The 24,538-nt window shown below is 62.5% G+C and carries 27 protein-coding genes; 11 read left to right on the top strand and 16 right to left on the bottom strand.

The genetic code is table 11. The features are described 5' to 3' along the window. Positions 1–116: 116 nt before the first annotated feature. Positions 117–1,397 (bottom strand): kynureninase, encoded by a 1,281-nt coding sequence (gene kynU / locus F0M17_RS01115; protein ID WP_149596147.1) that lies wholly within the window; start codon positions 1,395–1,397, stop codon positions 117–119. A 197-nt stretch (positions 1,398–1,594) separates the two neighbouring features. Here kynU and F0M17_RS01110 point away from each other — a divergent pair, with 197 nt between their 5' ends. The 4 genes from F0M17_RS01110 (at position 1,595) to F0M17_RS01095 (ending at position 4,608) form a co-directional block, all read left to right on the top strand. After that, the gene (locus F0M17_RS01110; protein WP_244213544.1) at positions 1,595–2,011 is read left to right on the top strand and encodes an Lrp/AsnC family transcriptional regulator; all 417 of its coding nucleotides are present in this window, start codon (positions 1,595–1,597) and stop codon (positions 2,009–2,011) included. 71 nt (positions 2,012–2,082) lie between these two features. After that, positions 2,083–2,502, top strand: coding sequence for a hypothetical protein (locus F0M17_RS01105; RefSeq protein ID WP_121865978.1), 420 nt, complete (start codon positions 2,083–2,085; stop codon positions 2,500–2,502). Beyond that, a complete protein-coding gene (locus F0M17_RS01100) occupies positions 2,495–3,943 on the top strand; it encodes a cell wall metabolism sensor histidine kinase WalK (protein ID WP_244213543.1) in 1,449 nt (482 codons plus the stop codon). The genes F0M17_RS01105 and F0M17_RS01100 overlap by 8 nt, the downstream gene beginning before the upstream one ends. After that, a complete protein-coding gene (locus tag F0M17_RS01095) occupies positions 3,940–4,608 on the top strand; it encodes a response regulator transcription factor (RefSeq protein ID WP_038991992.1) in 669 nt (222 codons plus the stop codon). The genes F0M17_RS01100 and F0M17_RS01095 overlap by 4 nt, the downstream gene beginning before the upstream one ends. 18 nt (positions 4,609–4,626) lie before the next feature. On the opposite strand, the gene F0M17_RS01090 is transcribed toward F0M17_RS01095, so the two are convergent. The 6 genes from F0M17_RS01090 to F0M17_RS01065 all read right to left on the bottom strand — a co-directional run bounded on the left by F0M17_RS01090 (position 4,627) and on the right by F0M17_RS01065 (position 10,121). After that, positions 4,627–5,445 carry a polyphosphate polymerase domain-containing protein gene (locus F0M17_RS01090; RefSeq protein WP_149596146.1) on the bottom strand — a complete coding sequence of 273 codons (819 nt, stop codon included), beginning with the start codon at positions 5,443–5,445 and terminating at the stop codon, positions 4,627–4,629. Beyond that, positions 5,445–6,113 (bottom strand): DUF4956 domain-containing protein, encoded by a 669-nt coding sequence (locus tag F0M17_RS01085; protein ID WP_149596145.1) that lies wholly within the window; start codon positions 6,111–6,113, stop codon positions 5,445–5,447. The genes F0M17_RS01090 and F0M17_RS01085 overlap by 1 nt, the downstream gene beginning before the upstream one ends. A gap of 243 nt (positions 6,114–6,356) precedes the next feature. Beyond that, entirely contained in the window at positions 6,357–6,773 is a 417-nt protein-coding gene (locus F0M17_RS01080) for a DUF3151 domain-containing protein (RefSeq protein WP_038991994.1), read from the bottom strand. 2 nt (positions 6,774–6,775) lie between these two features. After that, the gene (gene fbaA, locus F0M17_RS01075; RefSeq protein ID WP_073707306.1) at positions 6,776–7,798 is read right to left on the bottom strand and encodes a class II fructose-bisphosphate aldolase; all 1,023 of its coding nucleotides are present in this window, start codon (positions 7,796–7,798) and stop codon (positions 6,776–6,778) included. Positions 7,799–7,994: 196 nt separating this feature from the next. Beyond that, positions 7,995–9,242, bottom strand: coding sequence for a M23 family metallopeptidase (locus F0M17_RS01070; RefSeq protein WP_149596144.1), 1,248 nt, complete (start codon positions 9,240–9,242; stop codon positions 7,995–7,997). Between the two features lie 222 nt (positions 9,243–9,464). After that, entirely contained in the window at positions 9,465–10,121 is a 657-nt protein-coding gene (locus tag F0M17_RS01065; RefSeq protein WP_149596143.1) for an RNA methyltransferase, read from the bottom strand. Between the two features lie 139 nt (positions 10,122–10,260). On the opposite strand from F0M17_RS01065, the gene F0M17_RS01060 reads away from it, so the two are divergent. The 4 genes from F0M17_RS01060 (at position 10,261) to F0M17_RS01045 (ending at position 13,365) form a co-directional block, all read left to right on the top strand. Continuing rightward, entirely contained in the window at positions 10,261–11,103 is an 843-nt protein-coding gene (locus F0M17_RS01060; RefSeq protein WP_100339296.1) for an HAD-IIA family hydrolase, read from the top strand. Between the two features lie 80 nt (positions 11,104–11,183). Then, positions 11,184–11,822 (top strand): TetR family transcriptional regulator, encoded by a 639-nt coding sequence (locus F0M17_RS01055; RefSeq protein ID WP_149596142.1) that lies wholly within the window; start codon positions 11,184–11,186, stop codon positions 11,820–11,822. 35 nt (positions 11,823–11,857) lie between these two features. Continuing rightward, entirely contained in the window at positions 11,858–12,643 is a 786-nt protein-coding gene (locus tag F0M17_RS01050; RefSeq protein ID WP_149596141.1) for an ABC transporter ATP-binding protein, read from the top strand. After that, positions 12,640–13,365 carry an ABC transporter permease gene (locus F0M17_RS01045; RefSeq protein ID WP_149596140.1) on the top strand — a complete coding sequence of 242 codons (726 nt, stop codon included), beginning with the start codon at positions 12,640–12,642 and terminating at the stop codon, positions 13,363–13,365. The genes F0M17_RS01050 and F0M17_RS01045 overlap by 4 nt, the downstream gene beginning before the upstream one ends. Positions 13,366–13,368: 3 nt before the next feature. Here F0M17_RS01045 and F0M17_RS01040 read toward each other — a convergent pair whose 3' ends face one another. Genes F0M17_RS01040 through F0M17_RS01025 form a run of 4 tightly spaced genes read right to left on the bottom strand, consistent with a single transcriptional unit; the run spans position 13,369 to position 18,979 of the window. Continuing rightward, a complete protein-coding gene (locus F0M17_RS01040; protein ID WP_149596139.1) occupies positions 13,369–15,699 on the bottom strand; it encodes a glycoside hydrolase family 3 N-terminal domain-containing protein in 2,331 nt (776 codons plus the stop codon). A 48-nt stretch (positions 15,700–15,747) separates the two neighbouring features. Further along, positions 15,748–16,635 (bottom strand): carbohydrate ABC transporter permease, encoded by an 888-nt coding sequence (locus tag F0M17_RS01035; protein WP_149596138.1) that lies wholly within the window; start codon positions 16,633–16,635, stop codon positions 15,748–15,750. Beyond that, positions 16,632–17,672, bottom strand: a complete 1,041-nt coding sequence (locus F0M17_RS01030) for a carbohydrate ABC transporter permease (RefSeq protein ID WP_083586860.1) — start codon at positions 17,670–17,672, stop codon at positions 16,632–16,634. Before F0M17_RS01030 ends, F0M17_RS01035 begins: the two co-directional genes overlap by 4 nt. A gap of 8 nt (positions 17,673–17,680) precedes the next feature. Next, positions 17,681–18,979, bottom strand: a complete 1,299-nt coding sequence (locus F0M17_RS01025) for an ABC transporter substrate-binding protein (protein ID WP_149596137.1) — start codon at positions 18,977–18,979, stop codon at positions 17,681–17,683. Between the two features lie 216 nt (positions 18,980–19,195). Here F0M17_RS01025 and F0M17_RS01020 point away from each other — a divergent pair, with 216 nt between their 5' ends. Continuing rightward, complete coding sequence (locus F0M17_RS01020) at positions 19,196–20,260, top strand: LacI family DNA-binding transcriptional regulator (protein WP_149596136.1); 1,065 nt, start codon at positions 19,196–19,198, stop codon at positions 20,258–20,260. An 80-nt stretch (positions 20,261–20,340) separates the two neighbouring features. Here F0M17_RS01020 and pyrE read toward each other — a convergent pair whose 3' ends face one another. Continuing rightward, complete coding sequence (gene pyrE / locus F0M17_RS01015) at positions 20,341–20,898, bottom strand: orotate phosphoribosyltransferase (protein WP_174520620.1); 558 nt, start codon at positions 20,896–20,898, stop codon at positions 20,341–20,343. A 39-nt stretch (positions 20,899–20,937) separates the two neighbouring features. Here pyrE and F0M17_RS01010 point away from each other — a divergent pair, with 39 nt between their 5' ends. Together F0M17_RS01010 and nadE are read left to right on the top strand one after the other, a co-directional pair. Continuing rightward, on the top strand, positions 20,938–21,375 hold the full coding sequence (locus F0M17_RS01010; protein WP_038992004.1) for a MarR family winged helix-turn-helix transcriptional regulator: 438 nt from the start codon (positions 20,938–20,940) through the stop codon (positions 21,373–21,375). 92 nt (positions 21,376–21,467) lie between these two features. Next, complete coding sequence (nadE, locus tag F0M17_RS01005; protein WP_141357050.1) at positions 21,468–22,292, top strand: ammonia-dependent NAD(+) synthetase; 825 nt, start codon at positions 21,468–21,470, stop codon at positions 22,290–22,292. A gap of 3 nt (positions 22,293–22,295) precedes the next feature. Here nadE and F0M17_RS01000 read toward each other — a convergent pair whose 3' ends face one another. The 4 genes from F0M17_RS01000 to F0M17_RS00985 all read right to left on the bottom strand — a co-directional run bounded on the left by F0M17_RS01000 (position 22,296) and on the right by F0M17_RS00985 (position 24,491). Next, positions 22,296–22,595, bottom strand: coding sequence for a transcriptional regulator (locus F0M17_RS01000; RefSeq protein WP_038992006.1), 300 nt, complete (start codon positions 22,593–22,595; stop codon positions 22,296–22,298). Further along, complete coding sequence (locus tag F0M17_RS00995) at positions 22,592–23,032, bottom strand: hypothetical protein (protein WP_073707295.1); 441 nt, start codon at positions 23,030–23,032, stop codon at positions 22,592–22,594. Before F0M17_RS00995 ends, F0M17_RS01000 begins: the two co-directional genes overlap by 4 nt. Beyond that, complete coding sequence (locus F0M17_RS00990; RefSeq protein WP_073707294.1) at positions 23,029–23,232, bottom strand: hypothetical protein; 204 nt, start codon at positions 23,230–23,232, stop codon at positions 23,029–23,031. Before F0M17_RS00990 ends, F0M17_RS00995 begins: the two co-directional genes overlap by 4 nt. A 116-nt stretch (positions 23,233–23,348) precedes the next feature. Next, positions 23,349–24,491 (bottom strand): acyl-CoA dehydrogenase family protein, encoded by a 1,143-nt coding sequence (locus F0M17_RS00985; protein WP_210416679.1) that lies wholly within the window; start codon positions 24,489–24,491, stop codon positions 23,349–23,351. Positions 24,492–24,538: the final 47 nt, after the last annotated feature.

The following is a 24,538-nucleotide window of genomic DNA, read 5'->3' as shown; positions in this document are numbered from 1 at the left end:
CCTCTAGACCTATGCGAACAGCACGGCATCGAAAATGCCGTGCTGCTCTCAAGGTTACTCCCGCGCTGATTCGCCGGCTTCGGCCCCGGGATGGCCCGAAACCGGGGGAATTTGCGTCATGTCACGGCATTACGCACGGCGTACTCTTCGCGCTGCCACGCATTGGTGTGCAGAATTTCACGCAGTTTCTCCACGGCATCCCAGATATCGGTGCGCGTCAGGTACAGCGGGGTGATGCCAAAGCGCAGGACTTCCGGTTCGCGGTAGTCTCCGATGACGCCCTGGTCGATGAGTGCGGCGATGATTTCATATCCATGCTCATGGCGGAAGCTGACATGGCTGCCGCGGGCTGCATGCTCGCGCGGGGTCACCAGTTCCATACCGTAACCGGCGCAACGGATTTCCACCAGCTCGATGAACAGGTCCACCAGCTCCAGCGAGTTGGCGCGCACCTTGCCCATGTCAGCTTCCAGGGCGATATCCAGGCCGACCTCGATCATTGCCAGCGAGGTGACCGGCTGGGTGCCGCACATGAAGCGGCGGATGTCGTTGGCCGGGGTGTAGCTGTCGGCCATCTCGAAGGGCGACTTGTGCGACCACCAGCCGGACAGCGGCTGCCAGAAGCGTTCGTGGTGGCGGGCATTGACCCAGATGAACGCCGGGGAGCCCGGTCCGCCATTGAGATATTTGTAGGTGCAGCCCACGGCGTAGTCGGCATCTGCCGCATTCAGGTCGATCGGCACCGCCCCCGCGGCATGGGCCAGGTCCCAGACCACCAGGGCGCCCGAGGCGTGGATGGCCGCGGTCACTTCATCCATGTCCCACATGGATCCGGTGCGGTAGTTCACGTGCGACAGGGCCACCACAGCCACGGTCTCGTCCAGTGCGGCACGCAGCGACTCCGCAGAATCGATGAGCTTCACTTCGTAGGCGACGCCGGTTTCCTGCGAGAGCGAGTTGACCAGATCGGCCAGGCCCTCGGCGATATAGATGTCGGTTGGGAAGTTGTCGCGTTCGGTGAGAATCACCCGGCGCTGCGGGGCATCGGCCTTCTGCGTGCGCAGTGCCGAGGCCAGGGCCTTGAACAAGTTCAGCGTGGTGGTGTCGGTGATCGCGGTTTCGCCGGGGTTCGCGCCCAGCAGGCGCCCCAGCTTGTCGCCGAGCTTGAGCGGCATCTCGAACCAGCCGGCGGTGTTCCATGAACGGATCAGGCCCTGGCCCCATTCTTCGGTGACTACCTGGGCGGCCCGTTCGGCTGCTCCCTTGGGCAGCGCACCCAGGGAATTGCCGTCGAGGTAGATGACGCCTTCCGGGAGGTTGAAGCGGTCGCCGAACGCCACCAGCGGGTCTGCCGCGTCCAACTGTGCAAGCGATTGGCGGGTCAGTGGGGTGGTCATTGGATCTCCTGTTCGGCCACGATAAATGATGGAAAACTTCCAGTTCTCCATGATGAATCCATCGTAGAATCAGATTCGATACTGTGCGAGTAGAACTGAACTTTTTAGAAGAATCGAGTTGATCAGCCGTGCCAGGTTCAGTATGGACGATTCAAGGCGACGCCCTGCCGAATCCTGTTCGTGTCGACGGAACGGACTTGTCCATCCTTGCTGAGCTGAGCCAGGATGCGCGGATCGCCAACAATGTCCTGGCCGCAAAGGTCGGACTGGCACCCTCCACCTGCCTGGGCCGGGTCAAGGCCCTCTCCAAGGCGGGAGTAATCACCGGCTACCACGCTGCGATCAATGAGCGGCTGCTCGGCGTTGCCGTCAACGCCATGATCTCCGTCGTGGTCTCCTCCACTGCCCGGGACCGCCTGCTGTCCTCGGCGCATCAGCTCAAGGAGCTCGCCGAGGTCAAGGAAGTCTTCGTACTCGGCGGGTCGCCGGATTTGCTGGTGCGGGTGTCGACCCGGAGCATCGAAGATTTGCGGACATTCGTGGCCACGCACTTGGGGTCCAACCGCGCGTTCGCTTCCACCCAGACGGTCATCATCTTCGAGCATTTGGCCTAGCACCGGGAAGCCTTCGTCATCTAACGGCATCTCTCATCTGGATCTCATTTATTTCAGCCACAATGAAAAACATGGGAAAGGAAGCTTTGCGCCGTGTCTTTGCGACGATCGCTGTCGTGGCAGTCGTATGCCTGGGCGCGTTCGGAATCAGCCAAGCCTTGGAAGGCCCGGCGGACCAAGACCTCGGTGAAGGGTTCATCTTCGAAGAAGCCACCCCTGCTCCGACCAGCAGCACCCCCAACGGCCCAACCTCCTCGCCTTCCGCCTCGGCGACCGAATCCCCGAAGCCGTCGTCCAGCCCGAGCAAGTCGAAAAAGCCGGAGCCTTCGGAGGAACCCAAGCCGAGCGCTACTCCCAAGCCGAAACCTACGCCGCCACCCCCGCCGAAGAAGACCGTCGTCCCATTGCCTCCATCCGGCAACCAGTACGACGATGATGACGACGATGACGACGACTACGAAGAAGCCGACGACGACGGTGACGATGACTAGCTCACCCGAACGCCGGTGGTCCATCCGGGCCCGGGTGCTGACCGGCATGATGCTGCTCGTGGGCCTGGCCCTGCTGGTGGCGGGCACCGCAAGCTTTGCCGTGCAGCGCCACGAACTGAACGAACGCCTCGACGAGTCGTTGACCCGCACCGTCAAGGAATTCAAGGTCCTCACCGAAACCGGTGTCGACCCGCGGACCATGGAGCGCTTCAAGCACGCTGAGGACCTGCTGTACATCGCCATGCAGCGCACCCTGCCGTCGCCGAAGCAGGGCATGCTCGCACTGGTTGGCAACAAGGTGCGCTGGACCGCACCGGATATCGTCAACACCCGGCTTGAAGATGATCCGGAATTCCTCGAATGGGCCAGAACCGTCCAGGCTGCCAACCATATCCGCCTGGGAACTGTAGACACGGACATCACTACCTATCGCGCAGTGGTCGTTCCGGTCAGCCTTCCTGCCGACCATGAGCACGGCGCCTTCGTGCTGGCCTACGACTACTCCGCCGAGGCCATCGCCAACGACCGCAATTTCATGATCTACGCCGCCGTCGGCGGCTCGGTCATGCTCGTTGCCGCGCTGGCGGCCTGGCTTGTGGTGGGACGGATGCTCGACCCGATTCGCCGCCTGCAAACCACCGCGCAGCAGATTTCCGAGACCGATGTCTCCCAGCGCATCGAGGTTTCCGGAAATGACGAGTTCGCCGAATTGACCGTCACTGTCAACGAGATGCTGGACCGCTTGGAAGGCGCGCTGAGCTCGCAGCGCCAGCTGCTCGATGATGTCGGGCACGAATTGCGCACGCCGGTGACGATCATCAACGGGCATCTGGAACTGATGGACCCCAGCGATCCAGAAGATGTCGGGCAGAGCCGCGATATCGCCATGGACGAGCTCGGGCGCATGTCCTTGCTGATCAACGACCTGGTGACCCTGGCGAAATCCAACCGCATGGACTTCCTCCAGGTTGAGCCGACGGAAGTCGGCAAGCTGCTGGACGACATCCTCGACAAGGCTCGCGGCCTGGGACCGCGCCAGTGGCGCGTCGACTACCGCACCGAAGCCACCGTGTCGCTCGACCCGGTCCGGACCACCCAGGCCATGCTGCAGCTGTGCGCCAATGCGGTGAAGTTCTCGCCCGAGGGCAGCCGCATCGGCTTGGGCAACGAGATTGTCCGCGATGGCCAGGGCAACACCACCTTGCGCTGGTGGGTTTCCGATGCGGGCGTGGGCATCCAGGCCGAAGATCTTGAACGCATTTTCGAGCGCTTTGGACGTGGCCAGAACTCTGTGCGTTCCTCCGGTTCCGGCCTGGGGCTGAACATCGTGCAGGCCATCGCTGAAACCCACGGCGGGCGAGTGTGGGTGAATTCGGAGCATGGCAAGGGATCCACGTTCTACATTGACATGCCGTTGTCGACTGGAAGCAAGGAAGCATGAGCCAGATACTGATTATTGAAGATGAGCCGCGCATCAGTTCGTTCGTTGCCAAGGGGCTGCGTGCCGCGGGACTGACCTCATCCATCGCGGAAACCGGGCATGACGGTTTCAGCCAGGCCATTGAAGGCGACCATGAGCTGATCATCCTCGATCTGGGCCTGCCCGATGAGGACGGATTCTCGGTGCTGCGCCGCCTGCGCGCCGCGCAGATCGATACGCCGGTAATCATCCTGACCGCGCGCGGCAGCGTGGAAGACACGGTCGCCGGCCTGCAGAACGGCGCCGATGACTACATGGCCAAGCCGTTCCACTTCGACGAGCTGCTGGCCCGTGTACGCCTGCGCCTTCGCTCGGAGGACAATGCCCCCGAGGTGTCTTCGCTGACCCACGAGAACCTGCATATGGATTTGCTGCGCCGCCGCGTGACGGTCGATGAACGCGAGGTCGACCTGTCGGCACGCGAGTTCGCGCTGGCCGAAGCGTTCTTGCGCAACCCCGGACAGGTGCTCAGCCGGGAGCAGCTGCTGTCCCGGGTCTGGGGCTATGACTTCGACCCCGGTTCCAACGTGGTGGACGTGTATGTCCGCTACCTGCGCAACAAGCTCGGAACTGAACGCTTTGAGACGGTGCGCGGATTCGGCTACCGTCTCGCCTCGGAGCGGTAGCCGAATCCGCTGCCGGTGCTAGCGCAGCGCCGGGTCCGGGACGAAGCTCTGCTGCAGCAGCCGGCTCCAGCGGTTGGCCGGCAGCTGCGGGTTCAGCAGCGCAATGCCGATGCAGTACTTGGACATCGACACCTCGCGGATGCCCAGCTCCGCCAGGGCCTGGTCCGAAACGCCGCGGCCGTCGGCTGACTTGGTCTCCACGACAATCAGGTCCGGCCCGTCGACTTTCGCCTCGCCATGGGCGTATTCCAGCTCGACGTCGCAGGTCAGCCGTTCACCATCGATCGGGTTCACGAACGTCGCGCGGCGGTAGGCGCTGTCCAGGACCGGCTGCAATTGGGGTGCCTCCTGCCCGTACTCGCTGCGCAGCACCGATTCGAGGAATTCCCGGTTTTCCTTGGTCAGTTCGCCAGCAGTGTCCAGGTCCTGCTCTACACGGTGCTTCACCGTGGCGCCACGCAGCCCCTTGGTCTTGATCTCGAACATCGACAGCCCGGTGTCCGCATAGGTGCGCGAGCGCACCTTGTAGCGCCGGCGCCGGCCCTGGCGGTGGGCGCGGTACTGGTCGTAGTCCTCGGTGTCGAAATACACCGATTCGTAGCGGAAGGTGCGCCGGCCGTCGATCTGCATGATCTTGAACTGGTCGCCCAAGCGCTCGGATAGCGCGGTGAATTCTTCCGGGGTCAGCAGGAACTTCTTGTCGACGCGGGTCTGCAGCTCGGCTTCGGAGATCACATCTTCGAGGCTGATTGGCTCCCGGCCGATGACGGCTGCCTCCAGAGCCGCCCTGGCTTGGGAGGAGGCGAGGCCCATACGCTTGTCGGCAAGGGCAGTCATCAAGACCACGACCCCTGTTTCGCTCCGTTCTGCGTGGCCGGGGCGGTCTGGCTGTTGGCCAGTTCATAGGTGCCGGAGAAGCTCTCGAAGGCGCTGGCCTTGGACGCAGGCTTGCTGCCGGCGGCGTTGGTGCGGAAGCGGACATCGACGATGGTCAGGTCGCGCACCATGTCCAGCTCGACAACCACGGTTCGCAGCACCTTGGCATCCAGCAGTTCTTCAAGCGCGGCCTGCAGGTCGACCTTCTTCGGGTAGGCGCGTTCCAGGGTCACGGTCTGGCGTTCGGTGCGCGGGGCGAAGCTCGGGTGGTCGGCAAGGAACATCACCAGAACCAGGGCCGCGGTCGCTGCCGGAGCCAGCCATGCAGGTTCCGGGTGCAGGCCGTTGACCAAGCCGATGGCCAGCGAGATGAAGTAGTAGGCCACTTCTTCCTGGGTCAAGGTGTCGGACCGAAGGCGGATGATCGAGAGGATGCCGAAGAGGCCGAGACCCAGCCCCATGCCCGCACCGCTGCCCGAGAGCAGCAAGGTGACGGCGAAGATGCCCATGCTCAAGGCGATGTAGGCCAGCACGAGGTCGCGGCGGAAGTGGCGGCGGAAGTATACGAAGTACACGAGAACCGTAATGCCGATGATGTTGGAGCCCAGTCCCATCCAGAATGACAACATTGCTCTCCCTTTCGAAGACGTGAGGTGATGATCTCTTCGAAATGAACTTTAGGTGAACTAGATGAGTCCGGAAGTAGAACAACATGAGAACGCCCTCATGTTTCTTAATGAGTCATGACCTGCCGGTTTGCTGTTTGTTGAAGGTGACGACGAGACCTTCGCAGGGTTGGAAGCCTGCGTTAAATACCGCTCGGCGGCTCTTCTCCTTGCGAGAAGAGCCGCCGAGCGGTGTTGCGAAATTGGCTACTTGCCGGCTTCGATTTCAGCCTTGGCGGTAGCATCCGAGTCGTTCAGGAACTTGCCGATGCGCTCGACTTCCTCGGTCTCCCCGATGGCAGCAGCCGCCCGGCCCAGCGCGTACAGCGAGCGCAGGAAGCCGCGGTTCGGCTCGTGGCGCCAAGGCACCGGGCCCTGTCCGCGCCAGCCGGCCTTGCGCAGCGAGTCCAGGCCGCGGTGGTAGCCCACGCGTGCAAACGCATAGGACTCCACGATGCGGCCTTCGTTATGCGCTTCGTTGGCAAGCAGTGCCCAAGCCAGTGACGAGGCAGGGAATTTTGCCGCCAAGTCCGCGGCTTCGTCCCCGGCTTCGTGGCGTGCCAGCACTTCGGTTTCTTCCGGAAGCAGGGTTTCCGGGATGCCCAGCAGGTTTTCTCCGACCATGGTTACTTCAGCGACTTTCCGGCCGAGCCGAGCTGCTGGGCAGCTTCAACGATGCGGGCAGCCATGGACTCTTCGGCCTTGGCGCCCCACACGCGTGGGTCGTAGGTCTTCTTGTTGCCAACTTCGCCGTCGACCTTCAGCACGCCGTCATAGTTGGCAAGCATGTGGCCAGCTACCGGGCGGGTGAAGGCGTACTGGGTGTCGGTGTCGATGTTCATCTTGATTACGCCGTAGGAGACCGCATCGGCGATTTCCTGTTCCGAGGAGCCCGAGCCGCCGTGGAACACCAGGTCGAATGGGTTGTCCTTGCCGATCTTGGCGCCGACCTGCGCCTGGATGTCCTTCAGGATCTCTGGGCGCAGCTTTACGTTGCCTGGCTTGTAAACGCCGTGGACGTTGCCGAAGGTCAGCGCGGTGATGTAGCGGCCCTTCTCGCCGGAGCCCAGGGCCTCAATGGTGGCCAGAGCGTCTTCGACGGTGGTGTAGAGCTTGTCATTAATGGCGTTCTCCACGCCGTCTTCCTCGCCGCCCACGGTGCCGATCTCGACTTCGAGGATCTGCTTGGCGGCATGGGTGCGCGGAAGCAGTTCTGCGGCAATGCGCAGGTTCTCTTCGAGGGTTTCAGCCGAACCGTCCCACATGTGGGAGTTGAAGAATGGATCGCGGCCTGCAGCGACTTCAGCCTCCGAAGCGGCAAGCAGCGGCAACACGAAACCGTCCAGCTTGTCGGCTGGGCAGTGGTCGGTGTGCAGCGCGATGTTCACGCCGTAGTTCTTGGCAACCTGGCGGGCGAAGGCCGCGAAGCCCAGCGAGCCGGCAACCATGTCCTTGATGGACGCACCCGACCAGTATGCGGCGCCGCCGGTGGAGACCTGGATGATGCCGTCGGATTCAGCCTCTGCGAAACCGCGGATTGCGGCGTTCAAAGTCTGCGAGCTGGTCACGTTCACTGCTGGGAAGGCGTAGCCGCCTGCCTTGGCAGCATCGATCATTGCATTGTACTTATCGGGGGTTGCGATAGGCATGCTTCACTCCTGGTGATTAGCGAGGTTACGCGTCTCCATTGACGGCGGTTCGCCATCCATCCTATCGGCTATGGCACTGTCTGAGTCCTAAATCTCAGATCGTGACACGGGGATTTCCGAGGTTTACGGCAAAGCGAACGGCCAACCCAGACGAGAACTAGTCTCATGACAGTTGGCCGTTGGCTTATTGCGTTCTTTATTCGTTTGTTGCGCTCTGGGAACTGCTTCCCGATGGAGCCACCTGCGTGGTGCCCGTTGTGCTTGGAGCTGGCGCCGTGCTCTTGGACGCATTCGGAGTTTCGCTTCCGGTTGACGTCGACTTCGAGGAATCCGTTTCAGTCTCAGGAGCTGGATTCGTTGGGGAATTCTCGACCGGAGCTTCGTCTTTCTCGGATCCCTCAGTGGGTGCAGGAGCAGTCGTTTCAGGCCCCGTAGGCGAGCTCTCGTCAGGGCTCGTCGAACCGTCTGGGCTCTGCGACTCGCTGGGACTTGTCGACTCGTCCGGGCTTTTCGAGCCGTCAGGGCTCTGCGAGCCATCGGGCGACTGGGAACCGCTTGGGGATTCGCTCTCGCTTGGCGACGGGCGCTTCGTTTCCGATGGGGTCGGTTTCGGCCGAGGAATGACTGGAGTATCGTCCTCGGGAACGATCACATCTGGATCCGGGCCGATTGGAGCGCGATCTGGCGTCTGGGAGCCGTTGCCCTTCGGAGCGGTGCCGGCGTTGACCGTCAGGCGCTGCGAATTAATCATTGCCTGACGCTGTCCAGGAATGGTTGGCAGGTAGTTGCGCGGATCGTGCCAACGGCCATCGATGATGACCTCGAAGTGCACATGGCAACCGGTCGAGTTGCCGGTAGTGCCGGCCAAGGCAATCAGCTCGCCCTGTTCGACCCGCTGCCCCACCTTGGCAATCAACTTTGAATTGTGGCTGTAGCCAGTCTGGACATTGCTGCCGTGATCAATGGTCACACGCATGCCTGAGTGGCCTGCCCATGAGGATACGGTGACCGTTCCAGCCTCGGAAGCGTAAACGGGCGAGCCGCAGGCAATCGGGTAGTCCTGGCCGATGTGGATCTGGTTGCCCGGACCGGTTGGGTTGGCACGCCAGCCGTAGGGGCTGGAAATCTTGCGCGTCTTGACCGGGTGCATCAGCTGCAGGTCGCCAGGCAGCTTGCCCAGTTCACCTACCATGCCGGCGAGCAATGCGGAGGATTCGTTGTCATCGCCGGTTGCTTCGGATTCAGCATCAGCGCCATCGATCATGCCCACTGGACGTCCGTCAATTGCCAGTTCCTTGCCGGAACCGCCGAAGGCATTCAGTGGAGCGTCGGCGCTGACATAGACAGGCCCGTTGAACATCGACGGATCAGCGACAGCGCCGATGCCTACGGGGATATTTCCCTGCCTGGTATCTCCGACCTGCGCCATGATTGGGATCGCCAAGGCTCCTGTCAGCCCGAGCGCAGCGACGATAGAAGTCGACCATATAACCAATGGTTTCCTGCGTCGCGGCAAACCCGGCAACAACAAGTCGTGGTTCACTTGATGACGTCGTTTCACGACCGCCCTCTCCCAGATCACATTTTCATAACCAAAATCCAGCGTAGGCCGAAAATGGTAACTAATCCAGATGCTCGACTAAACTCGCCAGTATTAAATTTCCAGTTAACCTACTTTTTGTCCAAACACGTGCCTGCGCACCCATGCATGCATGGCAATCCCGGCGGCGGAAGCCGCATTGATTGAACGAGTCGACCCGAACTGCTCGATGGACAAGGTGTCCTTGGCCGCGGCATGGACTTCCGGACTGAGTCCGGGACCTTCTTGCCCGAAGACCAGCACGCAGTTCTTCGGAAGATCGTAGGTTTCCAATGGAACGGAATCCGGGAAGATATCGATGCCCAGAATGGTCAGCCCTTCGCCTTCGGCCCAGGCAACGAACTCCTCCACCGTTGCATGGTGGCGTACATGCTGGTAACGATCCGTGACCATGGCGCCTCGCCGATTCCAGCGGCGGCGGCCGATGATATGTACTTCCTTGGCCAAGAAGGCATTGGCGCTGCGCACCACAGTGCCGATGTTCATATCGTGCTGCCAGTTTTCAATCGCGATATGGAAATCGTGGCGGCGTTCGTCAAGATCAGCAATGATGGCGCCCATCGTCCAGTAGCGGTATTTGTCCGCGACGTTGCGCCGGTCGCCCTCGGCAAGCAGCTGCGGATCGTATCTTCCGTCGGTAGGCAGCTCCCCTTCCCAGGGGCCCACACCGATGACATGCTGCGCACCGGGATCATTCACTGGTTCATGCGTTTCTTCGTTCACAGTATTAAGCCTAGTTCGTTATGTTCGTGCCCTTGTTCACGGTGCATTTGCACGAGCCTGTGTAATCTCTTAATAGAAGGGGATACTTTCAGTGCCGATAGCTCCCACCACATACTTTCCCAGGGAGGATCCACGCCTCGTGACTACTTCAATCCGCGGTACCCGAACTGTCCACGACATCAAATGCTGGCTCACCGACATGGACGGCGTATTGGTGCACGAGAACCAGGCCATCAAGGGCGCCGCCGAGCTTTTGGGCTACTGGCGCGAAAACAACCTGCGCTTCCTGGTGCTGACCAACAACTCCATCTTCACCCCGCGCGATTTGCGCGCCCGCTTGCTGGCCTCGGGCCTGGACGTCCCGGAGGAGAACATCTGGACGTCCGCGATGGCCACCGCCGAGTTCCTGGCTCGCCAGCGTCCAGGTGGCCGCACCTTCGTCATCGGCGAAGCCGGCCTGACCACCGCACTGCACGATGCAGGTTTCATCATGACCGATCAGAATCCTGACTACGTGGTTCTGGGCGAGACCCGCACCTACTCTTTTGAAGCCATCACCAAGGCCATCCGGCTGATCGAAGGCGGGGCGAAGTTCATCGCAACGAATCCGGACGCCACCGGCCCCTCCACCGAGGGCATCATGCCGGCCACCGGCGCCATCGCGGCCCTGATCTCGCGCGCAACCAACCGCGACCCATACGTGGTGGGCAAGCCGAACCCGATGATGTTCCGCTCCGCCTTGAACCGGATCGATGCGCACTCGGAAACCACCGCGATGATCGGCGACCGCATGGACACCGATATCGTTGCGGGCATGGAAGCCGGACTCCTGACGGCGTTGGTGTACACCGGCATCACCGCCCGGGAAGACATGGATACCTTCCCGTTCCGCCCGGACCTTCAGTTCCCTTCCGTGGCTAACCTGCATGCGGAACTCGCCAAGGGCGCCGCGGCAGCGGAAACGCCAGCCGCCAAGAAGTAGCCTTCAGCTGACCCATGTAAGGCCGGGCTTTTGCCCGGCCTTACTGCGTTGGCGCACGGTTCCGGACGTATGCTGAGACCGTGAGCGAGCAAGTACCGAACGAGGTTCCGGGTGCGCGGAAGCGCGGGCGCCCCAAGGGCAGCACCACCGGGACAACCAAGGCGGCCATCCTCAGGGCCGCCTCCAAGGAATTTTCCCATGCCGGATACGAGGCAGCCAGCCTCCGTTCGGTAGCGCGCCGAGCCGGGGTGGATCCTGCGCTGGTGCACCACTACTTCAAGGACAAGGACGACCTGTTCGTCCAGACCATGCACATCCCCGTCAATCCAGGGGAAATCATTGCCCAGGCCGCCACGGCGCCGTTGGAGCAGATGGGCGAGGCGCTGGTTCGCGCGTTGCTCACCACCTGGCGCAAGCCCGCCTTCCGCACGGCGGTAACGGCCATGATCCGGGGACTAATTTCCAGCAGCAGCGCGACGAAGATCCTCCGCCCCTTCCTGCAGAAGGAGATCTTCTCGCGCTTGGGTTCGCGTTTACCCGAAGATAGCGCCGAACCCCGGGTGGCCCTGGTGGCCAGCCAGATTATCGGGCTCATTGTCGCGCGCTACATCATTGACTTGGAGCCTTTGGCCTCCATGGATGACGAGCAGGTGATCGAGCTGGTAGCTCCCACTATCCAGCGCTACCTCACCGGTGAATTGCCTGCGCTGGACCATTGACATACCGTTGGCGGGGGTCTCTAATTCATTATGTGATGAATAAAAAGGCTTGTGTCGATGTGCAGCGCCTCGTGGTCAGACGCGGAAGGTCCCTGGTCCTGGACCAGGTGGGCTTCCAACTAGCGCCGGGACGGATCATCGGCTTGCTCGGACCCAGCGGCAGCGGCAAGAGCACCCTGCTGCGCAGCATCGTGGGCAACCAGATCATCAGCGGCGGAACTGTCACCGTTCTCGGACAGCCCGCCGGGCACAAATCCCTGCGCCATCGGGTCGGCTACATGACCCAGGCCGCCAGCGTCTATGACGATTTGAGCGTCAAGCAGAACATCGCCTATTTCGCCAAGATCCTCGGGCAGCGGGCAGCCGAAGTGGAGCGGGTCATGGAAACCACGGACCTCACGGATCAGTCCGACCGGCTGGCCATGGATCTATCCGGCGGGCAGCGCAATCGCGTGTCCTTGGCCATCGCATTGCTCGGCTCGCCGGACATTGTCATCCTGGATGAACCCACAGTGGGCTTGGACCCTGTCCTGCGGGCGGATTTGTGGGCGATGTTCTCGCGACTGGCGGCCACCGGCCTTTGCCTTGTTGTCTCCAGCCATGTCATGGACGAAGCCATGCGGTGCGATGAAGTACTGCTGCTGCGCGAGGGGAAACTGCTCGGCCAGATGACCCCGGAAGCGTTGATGGAATCAACCGGTGCGCAGAATCCCGAAGATGCTTTCGTTGCGCTGATCGCGGCAGGCGGCACCGCGCAGCCGCCAAGCCGCAAGGCATCTGTTCCGAAGCATCAGGCCGCGGCGGAAGGGAAGCAGCCATGAAACGCACACTCGCCACCACCGGGCGGGTCTTGGCCCAGGTGCGCCACGACCCGCGGACCATCGCGTTGATGCTCATTGTGCCCAGCCTGCTGATCGGCCTGATCGCCTGGATCTTCACCGACACCCCGGCCTTCAGCCGCATCGGTCCGGCCATGATCGCGTTGTTCCCCTTCGTGGTGATGTTCCTGGTCACCAGCATCGCCACCCTGCGCGAACGGCGCAGCGGCACCCTCGAGCGCCTGCTGAGCATGCCGCTGGCCAAGGGCGAGTTCATCTTCGGCTATGCACTGGCCTTTACCCTGGTCGCGATTTTCCAAACCATGATCGCTGTCAGCTTCGCCATCTGGGTTTGCGGCCTGGAAATCGAAGGCAGCTTCTGGCTGCTGTTTGCCGTGGCAGCCCTCGACGCGCTGCTGGGAATCAGCCTCGGGTTGATGGCCAGCGCCTTCGCGCGCACCGAATTCCAAGTAGTCCAGTTCATGCCTGCACTGGTCATCCCGCAGTTCCTGCTGGCCGGCATCATCCTGCCCCGCGACCAGCTGCCCGGAGTGCTGGAAGCCATTGGAGACTGGCTTCCACTGTCCCACGCCATCGACGCCCTCTCAGATGTCGCGGCGGGAACAGTGGATTCCGCGACGGCAGGCAGCATGCTGGTCATCGTCGCCTGGATCGCCGCAGCGCTGCTGGTCGGTTCCCTGACCCTGCGGCGTCGCACCGCCTAGCGGCTACGCGATGTCCACCGGGGTGTCCATCACGCGGCCCTCGGCCACTTCACGCACCTTGCCGGTGATCTGGAAGTCGGCTTGCGCTGCGAGATCCTCGCTGCTCGATCCCACCAGCGCGGTGAACTTGCCCGGTTCCACAATGCGCTTTCCGGACAGTCCGGTGAACGAGGTGCGGTCGGCGTGAAGCGTGAAGGTGACCCGCTTCGACTCCCCTGCCTCGAGCTGCACCTTGGCGAAGCCGGCAAGCCAGCGGCGCGGACGCACCACCTGCGACACCGCATCAGCAAGGTACAACTGCACAACTTCAGCTCCGGAGCGCGCCCCGGTATTGGTTGCGGTGGCGCTGATCCGAAGGCTCCCGTCGGTAGCAATAGCAGTCTCCGACAGCTCCAACCCGGAGATTTCGAAGCTGGTGTAGGAGCTGCCGTAGCCGAAGGGGTACAGCGGACGGGGATCGAGGTTGGTTACGCCTTCGGCATGCCAGGCCAGCTTGGAGGCCAGGTAGGTGCCCGGTTGCCCGCCGATATGGTCGGGGATCTGCACCGGCAGCTTGCCCGAGGGGTTGACCTCGCCGGTCAGCACACTGGCCAGCGCCGGCCCGCCTTCCACACCCGGCATGAAGCACTGGATGATGGCCGCGGTGCGATCCGCGAACTGCCCGAGCGAGTACGGGCGCCCGGTGACCAGCACCAGCACCGTCGGGGTGCCGGTCGCCAGCACGGCTTCCACCAGATCCCCCTGCCGCCCGGGCAGGCGCAGGTCGACAACGTCGCAGCCCTCTCCCGAGGTGCCACGGCCGAAGAGGCCGGCGAGGTCGCCGACGGTGACCACCGCGACTTCGGCGTTGCGGGCCGCTTCGGCGGCCTGGGCGATGCCCGAATCATCCAGATCGGTGAAGTCCACGCCGCGTGCATACTCGATCTGCGACCCGGCGAGCGCAGGAGCCTGCTGCAAGGCTTCGAGGATCGAGGCCATCGGCACGCCGTAGTCCTGCTGCTCGGCAAAGCGCGAGTAGACGTGGTTGGTGAAGGAGTAGCAACCCAGGTGGGTGCGCGGCTGGGAGGCACTCGGGCCAATGACCGCCAAGCGTGCCGGGTTCTCCAAGGGGAGGATCTGCTCATTGCGCAACAGGATGATGGATTCCTCGGCCATCTTCCGGGCATGGGCACGGTTATCCGCCGAATCCAGTTCCACGTCATCGCCCAGCCAGGCCTTGCGCGGGTTCCAGCCTGGGTCCAGCAGGCCCATCTCGAGCTTCTGGGCCAGCACGCGGCGTACGGCGGTGTCCAGGACTTCCTGCTCCAGCGCTCCGGCGCGGACAGCCTGGGCCAGGTTGGCGAAGGCGGTGGTCTCCGGGAGCTCAACGTCCATGCCGGCCTCCAAGGACAGCCGTCCGGCCGCGTCCTCGTCTGGGGCAACTTCATGCATGCTGTGCAGGAAGCTGACAGACCAGTAGTCGGCCACGACGGTTCCCTTGAAGCCCCAGCGGCCACGCAGCACTTCGGTGAGCAGCCGGTGGCTGCCCGCTGGCGCTTCGCCATCCACGTCCGCATAGGAGTTCATCACTGACTTCACTCCGGCTTCGCGAACTGCGCGTTCAAACGGCGGGAAGACGATGTCCTCCAAGGCGCGCGGGCCCATGGAGACCGGCGCATGGTTGCGTCCGGCTTGCGAGGCCGCGTAGCCGGCGAAGTGCTTCAAGGTGGCGTGCACCCCGGAATCCTGCAAGCCGCGCACATAGGCTACCGCCAGCTCGCCCACAAGGTGGGGGTCTTCGCCCATGGTCTCTTCCACCCGGCCCCAGCGGTAGTCCCGGGCAACGTCCAGGACTGGGGACAGGCCCTGGTGCACGCCCATTTTCCGCATGTCGGCACCGATGCGCCGGGCCATACCTCCAATGAGTTCCGGATTGAAGGTTGCGCCCCAGGCGATGGACGCCGGATAGCAGGTGGCCCCCAGGGTGGTGAAACCGGTCAGGCATTCCTCGTGGGCAATGGCCGGAATACCCAGGCGGTTGGCGGCAATGACCTGCTCTTGCAGTTCAACCAGGCGTTCGCGGCCCTCGGCGGGAGCCAACGGGATGGTGCCGAAGGCGCGGGTGATATGACCCAATCCGTCCTTGATGGCGTCTTCGAAGTCGGGTCCGGCGCCGAAGGTGTTGGCCATCGGCGCCACATTGCCCTCGCCATCCTGGCTTGCTTCCGCAGGGCGGATCCAGAACGAGCCCAGCTGCGCGGCTTTCTCTTCCAGTGTCATTTCATCCATCAGCGCGGCGACGCGTTGCTCGGCAGGAAGTGCGGTGTCATGCCAGGCTTGCTCGACAGTTTTCATGGTTTTTCCTTGTCTTCAAAAGATTTCGATAGCTTGAGGCGCGCTGGATCAGCCCTTGACCGCGCCCTGCAGTCCATTGACGATGCGTTTCTGCATGGCCAGGAAAAAGATCAGTGCCGGGATCATGGCCAGCGCGGTGAAAGCGAAGACACCGGCGGTATCCGCCGAGTGCTCGCTGGAGTAGTCTGCGACGCCCAGCGGCAAGGTGCGCATCTCCCCCCGCAGCAGCAGCAGCGGAAGCAGGTACGCGTTCCATGACCCGACGAAGGCCAGCACGCCGACGGTGACCATGCCCGGTCCGGACAGCGGCAGCAGGATCTTCCAGAAGAAGCCCATGCGGCTGGCGCCATCGAGCTGGGCCGCTTCTTCCAGCTCCTGCGGTAGCGCCATCAGGAAGGGGCGCAGGATGACCACGGTCATGGGCAGCGCGAAGGCCGCCTGCGGCAGGGCCACACCCCACCAGGTGTTTCCCATGCCCAGGTCTCGGGTGATCAGGATGAACAGCGGAACGATTGCCACGGTGGCGGGGAACAGCAAGCCGAGCACGAAGACCATGAAGATCGGTTCGCGCAGGCGGAACTGGTAGCGGGCCAACGGGTAGGCGGCCATGATCCCGAAAACCACCACGATAACGGTGGTGATCAGCGCAATCATCGTGGAGTTCAGCGCGTACTGCCAGAAGTCCGGGTTTACCAGTACGCCCGTGTAGTTCTCCAGCACCCAGGGAGCGGGAAGGCCTGCCGGGTTCTCAGCCAGCTGGGCATTGGTGCGGAAGCCGCCGAGCACCCCGTAGAGGACTGGGCCCAGGGTTATCGCGACGACCGCCAAGGCAATGGCGTAGACCAGGACGTTTCCACCCTGCCGGCCATTGCGCTTTTTGGCGCGGCGGGCCTGTGCCGGCGTGTGCTGCGGGCGGGTGGTCAAGGTGGCGCTCATGCTTTGGCTCGCTTCCGCTTCGGGCGCTCGACATCCGGTTGCGCATCGCGCTTGAGGATGAACTGCTGGTAGGAGATGGCCAGCACCAGGGCGACGATGAACAAGATGACCGAGGCAGCCGCGGCAATGCCGAAGTTCTGGCGCTTGGTTCCTTCCGAAACCAGAAAGCTGGCCATGGTGGTCGTGGCGTTGGCCGGGCCACCGCCGGTGAGGATCCAGACCATGTCGAAGAGCTGGAGCGATCCGATCATGGACAGGAAGCCCCAGGTGCGCAGGGTGGGCCCCAGCAGCGGGATGGTGATCTTCCGCTGGATCTGCCACCAGGAGGCGCCGTCGATTTCCGCCGCTTCGTAGAGCTCGGACGGCACGCCCTGCAGTCCGGCAAGGAACAGGATCACCGCCAGCCCAAGGTACTTCCAGGTCAGTACGCCGAGCACGGTCCACAAGGCGAGTTCCGGCGTACCCAGCCAGCCCTGGGCCGGCCCTTGGATCCCCAGCTTGGACAAGATGGTGTCGATGACCCCGTACTGCGGCTGCAGGAGCTGGAACCAGACCACCCCGGCAATGACTTCGGAAAGCACGTAGGGCACGAAGATGATGGTGCGAAGCAGGGACTGGATCCTCATCTTCCGGTTCAGCAGCAGTGCGATGCCCAGGCCGATCGGGAGCTGCAGGGCGATGGAGCCGCCGATGATGACCAGGTTATGGACCAGGGCATCGGTGAATACCTCGTTGCCCAGTACCCGGACGTAGTTCTTGAAGCCTACGAAGTCCACCAGCGGGCCGAAGCCCTTCCAGTTGTACACCGAGAAGCGCACCGCCTGGATGATGGGGACCAGCATGAAGACCGCGATCAGCAGCAATGCCGGGCTGACGAAGAACAAGATCTCCAGATTCTTGCGCTTCTGTGCTGGCTTGCGTCCGCGCTTGGAGTCTCTTGGAGCCGGCAGCGCGTTTGCCTTGGAACGCTCCTTGTCGGCAAGATCGGTGCCGCCGCCAGTTGATAAGCTGGCGGCGCAGGTTACTTCTTGGGCCACGGCGGGGATCACTTCTCCAGGTCAGCGGCATCTTGGCTGGCGTCGACGATCTTCTGAGCGTTGGACTTGCCGGCAAAGAGCAGGGCAATTTCATCGTTCATTGCGCCGCCAATCGATGCGCCGAAAGCGGTGTCGAAGTAGAGCTGGAAGTACGGAGCACTGTCACGCACGTCCATCAGCGAGGCCAGTGCTGGGTCAGCGATCGCGTCCTTGGCATCCGGGTTGGTCGGCAGGCCCATGTCCAATTCGGCGAATCCGCGCTGGACTTCGGTGGAGAGCATGTACTTCACGAAGTCGACGGCCGCATCTGGCGCGCCTTCGGAAACTGCCCAGGCGTCGCCTCCGCCAAGCTGCGCGGCAGGGTCGCCTTGTCCGCCCTCGATGGCAGGGAATGGGAACCAGCCGGTGTCCTCGCCCATGCCCGCGCCGTCCTCGGTCAGGCCCTGCATGACCCCTGGCTCCCAGTGGCCAGCCAGTTCCATGGCTACCTTTCCTGTGGCCAGCAGGCCGGAAGCGGAGGTCGGGCCGGACTGCGCCGGGGTGGAGAGGAAGCCCGGGTTGAACGGCTGGGCCTTGATCAGCTTGTCCACATCTTCCCCGGCCGCCACGAAGCACTGGTCGCTGAAATCGAGATCGGCGACCGAGTCGGCAAGGGTCTGCTGGGAGCACTCGCGCACTGCCGCGTAGTACCAGTAGTGGGCCGCTGGCCACTTGTCGCCAGCGCCAATGGAAATCGGGTCGATGCCGGCCTGCTTCAGCTTCCCGGTTGCCTCGATCAGTTCGTCGAAGGTCTGCGGAGCCGAATCGATGCCCGCTTCCTTGAACAGCGCCTTGTTGTACCAGAACCCCGCGCCGCCCAGGGAGAACGGCAAGGCGTAGGTCCTGCCATCGAGCTGCCAGCCGCCGGCGCTCTCGCCGAGGAAGGCGATTTCCTCGGCGGCCGCATCGGTCAGGTCCTTGGTCAGTCCCGCGGCCACGTGCGCCGCCAGCTCGCCGCCGCCACGTTCCATGTAGACATCCGGGGCATCGCCGCTCTGGAAAGCCGCATCGAGCTTGGTGAGCATGTCCTCGTGCTGCATTGCGTTGACTTCTACGTTCACACCTTCGTGGGCGGCTTCGAAGTCGGCCGCCACTTTTTCGTAGTAGGCCTTGCCGTCGCCATTGTTGGAGTTGTGCCACCAGGTGATTGTGGTCGTTCCGTCAGCCGACTTCCCATCCTCTTTTGCGCCGGCGGCGCAGCCAGTGGCCAGCAAGGCGGTTGTGGCGGCCAGCGCCAGGATCTGCGCACCTCGGGTCTTGGATAACATGCTCGTGCTCCTCAGCTGTGATGATGACCTGTCGACCTCGGGCGGCAGGCGATTGGCTCCACCAAGAATTTCACCGTGACGCAGGTCATGTCAATCGTTTTCGATAACGTTTTCCAAATCCATCGCGAAAACGTTATCGAAAAGTTCGCGATTCCCCGCCATTTCCCCGTGAAACCGCGATTTCCCAGAGCGTTTTGCGCTACTGTTAGTCGAGTGATGACCCCTCAGACCGGAATTCCCGAGATCCCCGCCCAGCAGCAGCTCTCCGGCGAGCCCTCCGGCTCACGCGTGACCATCAACGATGTCGCGCGCGCCGCGCAGGTCTCGGTCTCAACCGTGTCGAAGGTCGTCAACGGCCGCTACGGGGTTGCCCCGGCTACCATCGCCAAGGTCCACCAGGTCATCAGCGAGCTGGGTTACGAGACCTCGCTGGTCGCTTCCTCGCTGCGCAGCACCCGCACCAACATCATCGGCATCCTGGTTGCGGAATTCGAGCCCTTCTCGCTGGGCCTGCTCAACGGCATCTCCGCGACCCTGCGCGGAACGGAATACGATCTAATGGCCTACGCGGGCAATCTTTCCCCGGACGGGCATGCCGGCTGGGAGCGCCGCTCGCTGTCCCGTTTGGGAGGAACCCTGATCGACGGCGCCATCATCGTCACCCCCACGGTGGAGGTCCCGCATAGCTCGGTTCCGGTCGTCGCCATTGACCCGCATACGGGGCCGCAGATGCCGCTGGCCATCGATGTGGACAACCGCGCCGGAGCCTACACTGCCACCAAGCACCTGCTGGATCTGGGCCATCGCCGCATCGGGCATATCCGCGGACGAGCGGATCTGGCATCCGCGCACCTGCGCGAGCAGGGCTACCGCCAAGCACTGGAAGAGGCCGGCGTGGAATTCGACCAGCAGTTGGCGCGCGACGGCGATTACCAGCATGACGCTGCCGTGCAGGCCGCCAATGACCTGCTCGATCTGCCCGAACCGCCCACCGCAATCTTTGCGGCCAACGACCTTTCGGCCCTGGCCGCGTTGGAAGTTGTCTGCGAACGCGGGCTGCAGGTTCCCGGCGATCTCTCGATCATCGGGTTCGACGACATTCCCGAGGCAGCACAGGCCACTCCCCCGCTGAGCACCGTGCGCCAGCCGTTGCACGAGATGGGCGCCCAAGCGGTGAACATGCTGCTGGCTCTGCTTTCCGGCGAGAACGTCCAATCCCCGGACCACTTGCCAGCGGTGCTCGTTCCGCGCGAGACCACCTCGCGTGCGCGCAACAGCTAACGGGCAAAGCAAAGCACCCCGCTACGCCCCGGAAATTTTCCACTGCGCAACGAGGTGCTGTCCGTGCGATCCTGCGCTGGCTACAGGCCCAGCTCGTCCTTGCCGTAGGCGAACAGGTAGGGGACGCCGGCTTCTTCTTCGATGCGTTCCTTGGCTCCGGTGTCCCGGTCAACGATCACTGCCACGGCAATGACGTTGCCGCCTGCCTTGCGCACACCTTCTACAGCGGTCAGCGCGGAGCCGCCAGTGGTGGAAGTATCTTCGAGCACGATGACATCGCGGCCTTCAACGCTTGGCCCCTCAACCTGGCGGCCCATGCCATAGGACTTCTGCGCCTTGCGGACCACGAATGCATCGATGGCGCGCTGCCGGGCACGTGCGGTGTGCATGATGGCGGTGCCTACCGGGTCGGCGCCCATGGTCAGGCCGCCGACATTGGTGAATTCCAGCTTGGCCTCGTCCAGCAGGTCAAGCATGACTTCGCCAACGAGTCCGGATGCTTCCTGATGCAGGGTGACACGGCGCAGATCGATGTAGTAATCGGCTTCCTTGCCCGAGGACAAGGTGACCTTGCCGCGCACAATGGCTAGTTCTTGGATCAGTTCTTTTAGTCGCTCACGCGCGCTGGTTTCGCTCATACCCTCGATTCTAGTCGGCATCATGGCTAGGCTGATTTCATGAACGCAAAACGCCCCTTGGGTTACTGGTTGAAATTGGTGGATTCGCTGATTGACGAGCAGTTTGCAGCGACTCTGGAAGAACACGGTGTGACGCGCAGGCAATGGCAGGTGCTCAACCTGCTGGAGCAGCAGCCTGCCACCGAGGCGCAGCTGGACGCCGGGCTTTCCCCATTCTTCGCTTCCCCGGATGAACCGCAATCATTGCGGGAACACCTTGCCGAGCTGATCGAATCAGGTTGGGTTACGGCAGTGAACGGCGAATATTCCATCACCGAGCGTGGGCACACTTCGCTGCTCAAGCTCAGCGAGCTGGTGGAGAAGATCCGCACCCAGTTCGGCCAGGACCTGGATGGTTCCGAATATGACGCTGTGGTTGAAACCCTGGAGAAGATCGCCCGGAATCTGGGCTGGGATCCCGACCGGGAATCAGCATAGCCCCGCCGGGATTTGTTGAGAACAGATTAACTTTCGTTCCCAGCCGGTGCAGCGGTACCGCACGGCGATGGCTCATGCCTAGGATTAGAAGCATGCGTGAACTGCAAGCAAAGATCATTGAAGAGCTGGGCGTGCGCCCGGAAATCGACCCGGCCGGCGAGATCCGCCGGCGCATCGACTTCCTCAAGGACTATCTGTCCGCCACCGGTGCGAAGGGATTCGTGCTGGGTATTTCCGGCGGCATCGATTCGACGCTGGCTGGTCGTCTGGCCCAGCTGGCAGTTGAAGAGGTGCGAGATGTTGGCGGCGAGGCCCGCTTCGTGTCGGTGCGCCTGCCGCATGGCGTGCAGAAGGATGCTGCCGATGCTCAAGCCGCCATGGATTTCGTGGCTGCCGACGAGCAGTTCGAGGTGAACATCCAGAAGCCGGTCGCCGCCTTCGACGAGGCCTTGGCTGATGCAGGGCACCCGGCGCTGAGCGATTTCAACCGCGGCAACCTCAAGGCCCGCTCCCGAATGCTGATGCAGTATGCCATGGCCGGCGACCGCGGGATGCTGGTACTGGGCACCGACCACGCGGCCGAGTCGGTCACCGGCTTCTTCACCAAGTTCGGCGACGGTGCAGCGGATCTGTTGCCCTTGGCCGGACTGAACAAGCGCCAGAACCAGGCGCTGCTGCGCGAGCTGCAGGCCCCTGAGCTGCTGTGGGCCAAGGAGCCGACCGCGGATCTGCTGGATGGCCAGCCCCTGCGCGCAGATGAAGACGAGCTCGGCCTGACCTATCCGCAGATTGACGATTACCTCGAGGGCCGAGAGATCGATCCGTCCGCTGCCGAAGCCATCGAGCGGCGCTTCCTGGGATCACGGCATAAGCGCACCGTGCCTGCCACCTACTGGGACAAGTGGTGGCGCGCCTAGCAGTTATCCCAATCCGGTAATTTCCTTCAGCGCCTGGACATGTTGCGCAAAGGCCTCTTGCCCGGACGAAGTCAGCTTCGCCCAGGTGCGGGGCCTTTTGCCCACGTACCCCTTCTTGATCTGCACGTACCCTCCGGCCTCCAGTGCGCTCAAATGCCGCGACAGCACCGAATCCGAAATGCCGATGGCTTCCTTCAAGGATTTGAAGTCAGCTTCGTCTACTGCTTGCAGGGAACCCATTAGCGAAAGCCGCACCGGGTTGGAGAAATCGTCATTGAGCCGTTCACGGGCATGGGAACTCACTTGCGCACCATCGCAATTCCGGTCAGCGACAACGGTGCGGCAACGATGATCCAGATCAACGCGATGACGCCCCAGCCCATGGATCCGGCTCCGAGCAACGCAACAGCCACCGCATAAAGCACCATGCTGATAGTGAATCCCCGGAGGTACATTTTTGAATGCCCGCGCGGCAGCGAGCGGTAGAGCTTCCCGTAGGCCAAGGAAATAGCTATGACGGCTATGGCAAACAAAACCATGATGACGATGAAGCCGGTGAAATTCTCGTCGGGGCGATAGAGCTGCAGTAGCGCCGCCAGCCCGCCCATGAGGACCCCCAGGATGATGCAATAGGTGCCCAGCAATTTGGCACCGTATCCGGCAGCCCGCTGCATTCCCTGTTGCGCCATCCCCAGGGCGGCGAGTTGCTCTTCGGGAGTCATTTCATTGTCGGAGCTCATTTGATGGCCGCCTTGCGGGCCTTCTGCTGACGCTGGGCATGGATGGAAGTCATGGTCATGCAGAGGGCCATGAAGAAGCCCATGCCGATGAAGAGCAGCGAGTTGTTGCCCGTGGCATAGGCGGTCATGGCCATTGCCGCGAAGGCTAGGCCTGCCGAAACGATGATGACGGTGTACCAAGTGCTGAATGGAATCTTCATTGTCCTGCTCCTTTGACTTCGATCTTCCTTGTCCCTTGACCATAACAAGTACTTTCCATTTTGGAAAGTAATTGTTATGGTTTGGAAAGGAAAATCTTGAAGGACGCTGGAGCCGGCTACACGAAGGCGCTCACTCCGGTCAGCGCGCGCCCGACGATCAGCGAGTTGATCTCATAGGTGCCTTCATAGGTATGGAGAATTTCGACATCGCAGAAGACCTTGGCCATTTCGAAATCGCTCACCACGCCATTGCCGCCAAGCATCGCCCGGCCCAACGCGGCCGACTCCCTTGCCAGGCGGGTGGCAGTCGACTTCGCCATGGCAGCATCCTCCATGCGCAGTTTTCCACGCTCTTGCTTGCGGGCAATCTCGCACATCATGGAGAGGCAGGCGCCCAGATTGCCTGCGATTTCGGCCAGCGGCTGCTGGATCAGCTGGAAGGCGGCCAACGGCTTGCCGAACTGCTGGCGCTGCGTGGCGTAGGCCTTGCAGATGTCGAGCGTGGCCATAATCGCGCCGGCAGCCTGCCATCCCACCCAAGCGCGCGATTGCATCAGCAGCTGGTTTGCGGCGGCGAAGCTGGTGGCCCCGGGCAACTTGTTCGCTACTGGAATCCGCACATTCTCCAGCCGGATATCCGCATTCTGCATGCCGCGCAGCCCGATCTTGTTTTCAATCTTGGTGGCGCTGTATCCAGGGCGGTCCGATTCAACGAGGTACGCTCCGATCTGCGCAGTCCCCTCGTCCTTGGCCCAGACCAGCGCGAAATCGCTCAGCGTACCCATGCCGATCCAGCGCTTGGCGCCGTTGATGACGTATTCGTCCCCGCCGCGGTGCGCGGTGGCGCCTATGCCTCCGGCGATATCCGATCCATGCTCCGGTTCGGTCAGCGCAAATGCGCCGAAGGCTTCAAACCCGGCGAGCTTGTCCTGCCACCGCGCCCGCTGCTGCTCCGACCCCAGTTCGTGGATCATCCCAAGCACCAGTTCATTATGGATGCCGACCACTGATGAGGTTGAAATATCGGCCCGGGCGAGTTCTGCATGGATCAGCCCGCGCAGCAGATGAGAGCTGTCCTCCAGCTGCAAACCACCCAGCCCCAATTCGGCCAGCTTGCCGATCAGCTCGGCGGGAAATTCTTCGCGGTTCCAGTAGCCAATCGACTGGCGGCGCACCTCGCGCTGCGCCACCTGGCTGATTTCACGCAGCCGCTGCCGTTCGGCTTCCTCCAGTTGTCCGGCCATATTCAAGAGGTCCATCTGGGGATTCCTTCCAAACCATAGGAAGTCCAAGTATATTGTTGGAC

Origin of the sequence: Glutamicibacter sp. ZJUTW, from assembly GCF_008370855.1 — a bacterium.
Lineage (GTDB): Bacteria > Actinomycetota > Actinomycetes > Actinomycetales > Micrococcaceae > Glutamicibacter > Glutamicibacter nicotianae.
The sequence above is the reverse complement of the archived record's forward strand: the minus strand, read 5'-3'. Positions and strand labels throughout refer to the sequence as shown.

Bases quoted from the DNA above. Each gene is read 5' to 3' on its own strand.
- kynU (WP_149596147.1), bottom strand. From the start codon at position 1,397: ATGACCACCCCACTGACCCGCCAATCGCTTGCACAGTTGGACGCGGCA.
- F0M17_RS01105 (WP_121865978.1), top strand. From the start codon at position 2,083: ATGGGAAAGGAAGCTTTGCGCCGTGTCTTTGCGACGATCGCTGTCGTG.
- F0M17_RS01100 (WP_244213543.1), top strand. From the start codon at position 2,495: ATGACTAGCTCACCCGAACGCCGGTGGTCCATCCGGGCCCGGGTGCTG.
- F0M17_RS01095 (WP_038991992.1), top strand. From the start codon at position 3,940: ATGAGCCAGATACTGATTATTGAAGATGAGCCGCGCATCAGTTCGTTC.
- F0M17_RS01090 (WP_149596146.1), bottom strand. From the start codon at position 5,445: ATGACTGCCCTTGCCGACAAGCGTATGGGCCTCGCCTCCTCCCAAGCC.
- F0M17_RS01085 (WP_149596145.1), bottom strand. From the start codon at position 6,113: ATGTTGTCATTCTGGATGGGACTGGGCTCCAACATCATCGGCATTACG.
- F0M17_RS01080 (WP_038991994.1), bottom strand. From the start codon at position 6,773: ATGGTCGGAGAAAACCTGCTGGGCATCCCGGAAACCCTGCTTCCGGAA.
- fbaA (WP_073707306.1), bottom strand. From the start codon at position 7,798: ATGCCTATCGCAACCCCCGATAAGTACAATGCAATGATCGATGCTGCC.
- F0M17_RS01050 (WP_149596141.1), top strand. From the start codon at position 11,858: ATGAATAAAAAGGCTTGTGTCGATGTGCAGCGCCTCGTGGTCAGACGC.
- F0M17_RS01045 (WP_149596140.1), top strand. From the start codon at position 12,640: ATGAAACGCACACTCGCCACCACCGGGCGGGTCTTGGCCCAGGTGCGC.
- F0M17_RS01040 (WP_149596139.1), bottom strand. From the start codon at position 15,699: ATGAAAACTGTCGAGCAAGCCTGGCATGACACCGCACTTCCTGCCGAG.
- F0M17_RS01035 (WP_149596138.1), bottom strand. From the start codon at position 16,635: ATGAGCGCCACCTTGACCACCCGCCCGCAGCACACGCCGGCACAGGCC.
- F0M17_RS01025 (WP_149596137.1), bottom strand. From the start codon at position 18,979: ATGTTATCCAAGACCCGAGGTGCGCAGATCCTGGCGCTGGCCGCCACA.
- F0M17_RS01020 (WP_149596136.1), top strand. From the start codon at position 19,196: ATGACCCCTCAGACCGGAATTCCCGAGATCCCCGCCCAGCAGCAGCTC.
- pyrE (WP_174520620.1), bottom strand. From the start codon at position 20,898: ATGAGCGAAACCAGCGCGCGTGAGCGACTAAAAGAACTGATCCAAGAA.
- F0M17_RS01010 (WP_038992004.1), top strand. From the start codon at position 20,938: ATGAACGCAAAACGCCCCTTGGGTTACTGGTTGAAATTGGTGGATTCG.
- nadE (WP_141357050.1), top strand. From the start codon at position 21,468: ATGCGTGAACTGCAAGCAAAGATCATTGAAGAGCTGGGCGTGCGCCCG.
- F0M17_RS00995 (WP_073707295.1), bottom strand. From the start codon at position 23,032: ATGAGCTCCGACAATGAAATGACTCCCGAAGAGCAACTCGCCGCCCTG.
- F0M17_RS00990 (WP_073707294.1), bottom strand. From the start codon at position 23,232: ATGAAGATTCCATTCAGCACTTGGTACACCGTCATCATCGTTTCGGCA.
- F0M17_RS00985 (WP_210416679.1), bottom strand. From the start codon at position 24,491: ATGGACCTCTTGAATATGGCCGGACAACTGGAGGAAGCCGAACGGCAG.